Origin of the sequence: Gilliamella sp. App6-5, from assembly GCF_001690525.1 — a bacterium.
GTDB classification, from domain to species: domain Bacteria; phylum Pseudomonadota; class Gammaproteobacteria; order Enterobacterales; family Orbaceae; genus Gilliamella; species Gilliamella apicola_H.
On record NZ_LZGT01000089.1, the window covers coordinates 1 to 4,358 of the forward strand.

Here is a 4,358-nt window from a genome sequence, read left to right on the forward strand (position 1 = left end):
AATTTAAAAGTCTGGCGGCACCCTACTCTCACATGGGTAATACCCACACTACCATCGGCACTACGGCGTTTCACTTCTGAGTTCGGCATGGGGTCAGGTGGGACCACCGCGCTATTACCGCCAGACATATCCTGTACTCTTTTCAATTAGCTACATTATCTCATATCTGCACTAATCTCTCAATCCGGAACAAACTGTTATTTCAACTTTTATACTATCAATCGCATAATCCCAAAACAACTCCGAGTTGTAAGGTTAAGACTCTCGGTTCATTAGTATCAGTTAGCTCAATGTATCACTACACTTACACACCTGACCTATCTACGTCTTAGTCTCAAACGGACCTTACTGAATCTCTTCAGGGAAAACTCATCTCGAGGCTAGTTTCGTACTTAGATGCTTTCAGCACTTATCTATTCCGCACGTAGCTACCGGGCAATGCAATTGGCATCACAACCCGAACACCAGCGGTGCGTTCACTTCGGTCCTCTCGTACTAGAAGCAAACCCTCTCAATTTTCCTACGCCCATGGCAGATAGGGACCGAACTGTCTCACGACGTTCTAAACCCAGCTCGCGTACCACTTTAAACGGCGAACAGCCGTACCCTTGGGACCTACTTCAGCCCCAGGATGTGATGAGCCGACATCGAGGTGCCAAACACCGCCGTCGATATGAACTCTTGGGCGGTATCAGCCTGTTATCCCCGGAGTACCTTTTATCCGTTGAGCGATGGCCCTTCCATTCAGAACCACCGGATCACTATGACCTACTTTCGTACCTGCTCGAGCCGTCACTCTCGCAGTCAAGCTAGCTTTTGCCATTGCACTAACCTCCTGATGTCCGACCAGGATTAGCTAACCTTCGTGCTCCTCCGTTACTCTTTGGGAGGAGACCGCCCCAGTCAAACTACCCACCAGACAGTGTCCCTTACCTCGATTCAGAAGTATAGGTTAGAACATCAAACATTAAAGGGTGGTATTTCAAGGTCGACTCCACACACACTGGCGTGCATGCTTCTTTGTCTCCCACCTATCCTACACATTAAGGCTCAATGTTCACTGTCAAGCTATAGTAAAGGTTCACGGGGTCTTTCCGTCTTGCCACGGGTACACCGCATCTTCACGGCAATTTCAATTTCACTGAGTCTCGGGTGGAGACAGCCTGGCCATCATTACGCCATTCGTGCAGGTCGGAACTTACCCGACAAGGAATTTCGCTACCTTAGGACCGTTATAGTTACGGCCGCCGTTTACTGGGGCTTCGATCAAGAGCTTCTGCTTACGCATAACCCCATCAATTAACCTTCCAGCACCGGGCAGGCGTCACACCGTATACGTCCACTTTCGTGTTTGCACAGTGCTGTGTTTTTATTAAACAGTTGCAGCCAGCTGGTATCTTCGACTGACTTCACCTACATCCGCTTGGGACTTCAATTACCATCAGCGTGCCTTCTCCCGAAGTTACGGCACCATTTTGCCTAGTTCCTTCACCCGAGTTCTCTCAAGCGCCTGAGTATTCTCTACCTGACCACCTGTGTCGGTTTCGGGTACGATTAACTATAACCTGAAGCTTAGAGGTTTTTCCTGGAAGCAGGGCATCAATTACTTCACTGCCTTAGCAGCTCGTCATCACACCTCAGCGTTTCAGTGACCGGATTTGCCTAATCACACGCCTACATGCTTAACCCACCATCCAATAGGTGGTAAACCTAGCCTTCTTCGTCACCCCATCGCAGTTATAGCCAGTACGGGAATATTAACCCGTTTCCCATCAGATACGCCCTTCGGCCTCTCCTTAGGGGTCGACTCACCCTGCCCCGATTAACGTTGGACAGGAACCCTTGGTCTTCCGGCGAGCGGGCTTTTCACCCGCTTTATCGTTACTTATGTCAGCATTCGCACTTCTGATACCTCCAGCATGCCTCACAACACACCTTCTACGGCTTACAGAACGCTCCCCTACCCAACACACTTACGTGCACTGCCGCAGCTTCGGTGCATAGTTTTAGCCCCGTTACATCTTCCGCGCAGGCCGACTCGACTAGTGAGCTATTACGCTTTCTTTAAATGATGGCTGCTTCTAAGCCAACATCCTAGCTGTCTAAGCCTTCCCACTTCGTTTCCCACTTAACTATGACTTTGGGACCTTAGCTGGCGGTCTGGGTTGTTTCCCTCTTCACGACGAACGTTAGCACCCGCCGTGTGTCTCCCATGATTAAACTTGTCAGTATTCGGAGTTTGCATCGGGTTGGTAAGCCGGGATGGCCCCCTAGCCGAAACAGTGCTCTACCCCCAACAGTTACTCATGAGGCGCTACCTAAATAGCTTTCGGGGAGAACCAGCTATCTCCCGGTTTGATTGGCCTTTCACCCCCAGCCACAGGTCATCCGCTAATTTTTCAACATTAGTCGGTTCGGTCCTCCAGTTAGTGTTAACCAACCTTCAACCTGCCCATGGCTAGATCACCGGGTTTCGGGTCTATACCCTGCAACTTAACGCACAGTTAATACTCGGTTTCCCTTCGGCTCCCCTATTCGGTTAACCTTGCTACAGAATATAAGTCGCTGACCCATTATACAAAAGGTACGCAGTCACTACTACCCAACGGTAACAGCTCCCACTGATTGTACGTACACGGTTTCAGGGTCTATTTCACTCCCCTCCCGGGGTTCTTTTCGCCTTTCCCTCACGGTACTGGTTCACTATCGGTCAATCAGGAGTATTTAGCCTTGGAGGATGGTCCCCCCTTCTTCAGACAGGATATCACGTGTCCCGCCCTACTCTATAAGCTTCCACATATCGCACCTTCGTGTACGGGACTTTCACCCTCTATCGTGCGACTTTCCAGACGCTTCCACTAATACTATATGCTACCCGCTTGGGCTACTCCCCTTTCGCTCGCCGCTACTCAGGGAATCTCGGTTGCTTTCTTTTCCTCGGGGTACTTAGATGTTTCAGTTCTCCCGGTTCGCCTCATATGACTATGGATTCATCATATGATAGTGTAGTCTCCTACACTGGGTTTCCCCATTCGGACATCGACGGCTATAGCGCTTTTTATCAGCTCACCGTCGCTTTTCGCAGATTAACACGTCCTTCTTCGCCTCTGATTGCCTAGGCATCCACCGTGTACGCTTAATTTCTTAACCTTACAACTCACAGTTGTCTTGGTTTTAATTACGCTTTTTTCTCTTTCTTAATGACTCACCTCTACCAATTCGCCTCAACTAAAAATTATCACTAACTTTTAATTACACGTCTCAATAAAAGCTTTTCATAAGAACGAGAACTCGTTTCTTTCAGCTTGTTCCTAATTGTTAAAGAGCTTTATCTTTCTATTCACTCACTATTATACCTAAGCAAATACAAAGATAATTTTTTCGAGAAATAACTTCATCACTTGTTATGGCGTCCCCTAGGGGATTCGAACCCCTGTTACCGCCGTGAAAGGGCGATGTCCTAGGCCTCTAGACGAAGGGGACTAATTATTTCTCTTCTAAACAAACAATCTGTGTGAACACTTACGAGCTCTTCGTAAGGAGGTGATCCAACCGCAGGTTCCCCTACGGTTACCTTGTTACGACTTCACCCCAGTCATGAACCACACCGTGGTAAACGCCCTCCCGAAGGTTAAGCTATCTACTTCTGGTGCAACCCACTCCCATGGTGTGACGGGCGGTGTGTACAAGGCCCGGGAACGTATTCACCGTGACATTCTGATTCACGATTACTAGCGATTCCGACTTCATGGAGTCGAGTTGCAGACTCCAATCCGGACTTAGACGTACTTTATGAGGTCCGCTTACTCTCGCGAGGTCGCCTCCCTTTGTATACGCCATTGTAGCACGTGTGTAGCCCTGGTCGTAAGGGCCATGATGACTTGACGTCGTCCCCACCTTCCTCCGCTTTATCAACGGCAGTCTCCTTTGAGTTCCCGGCCTAACCGATGGCAACAAAGGATAAGGGTTGCGCTCGTTGCGGGACTTAACCCAACATTTCACAACACGAGCTGACGACAGCCATGCAGCACCTGTCTCACAGTTCCCGAAGGCACTCTCATATCTCTACAAGATTCTGTGGATGTCAAGACCAGGTAAGGTTCTTCGCGTTGCATCGAATTAAACCACATGCTCCACCGCTTGTGCGGGCCCCCGTCAATTCATTTGAGTTTTAACCTTGCGGCCGTACTCCCCAGGCGGTCGATTTATCGCGTTAGCTTCGGAGCCCATCACTCTAGGCAACAAACTCCAAATCGACATCGTTTACAGCGTGGACTACCAGGGTATCTAATCCTGTTTGCTCCCCACGCTTTCGCATCTCAGCGTCAGTATCTGTCCAGAAGGCCGCCTTCGCCACC

Annotated in this window: 1 tRNA gene and 3 rRNA genes; all 4 read right to left on the reverse strand. The window is 49.4% G+C overall.

Annotated elements, in window-relative coordinates:
- Positions 1–9: 9 nt before the first annotated feature.
- Positions 10–125 (reverse strand): 5S ribosomal RNA (rrf, locus tag A9G24_RS10805).
- Between the two features lie 126 nt (positions 126–251).
- Positions 252–3,150: ribosomal RNA gene (locus A9G24_RS10810) — 23S ribosomal RNA — on the reverse strand.
- 257 nt (positions 3,151–3,407) lie between these two features.
- Positions 3,408–3,483 (reverse strand) — tRNA-Glu (locus A9G24_RS10815).
- Positions 3,484–3,536: 53 nt separating this feature from the next.
- Positions 3,537–4,358, reverse strand: a 16S ribosomal RNA gene (locus tag A9G24_RS10820); the annotation flags it as partial.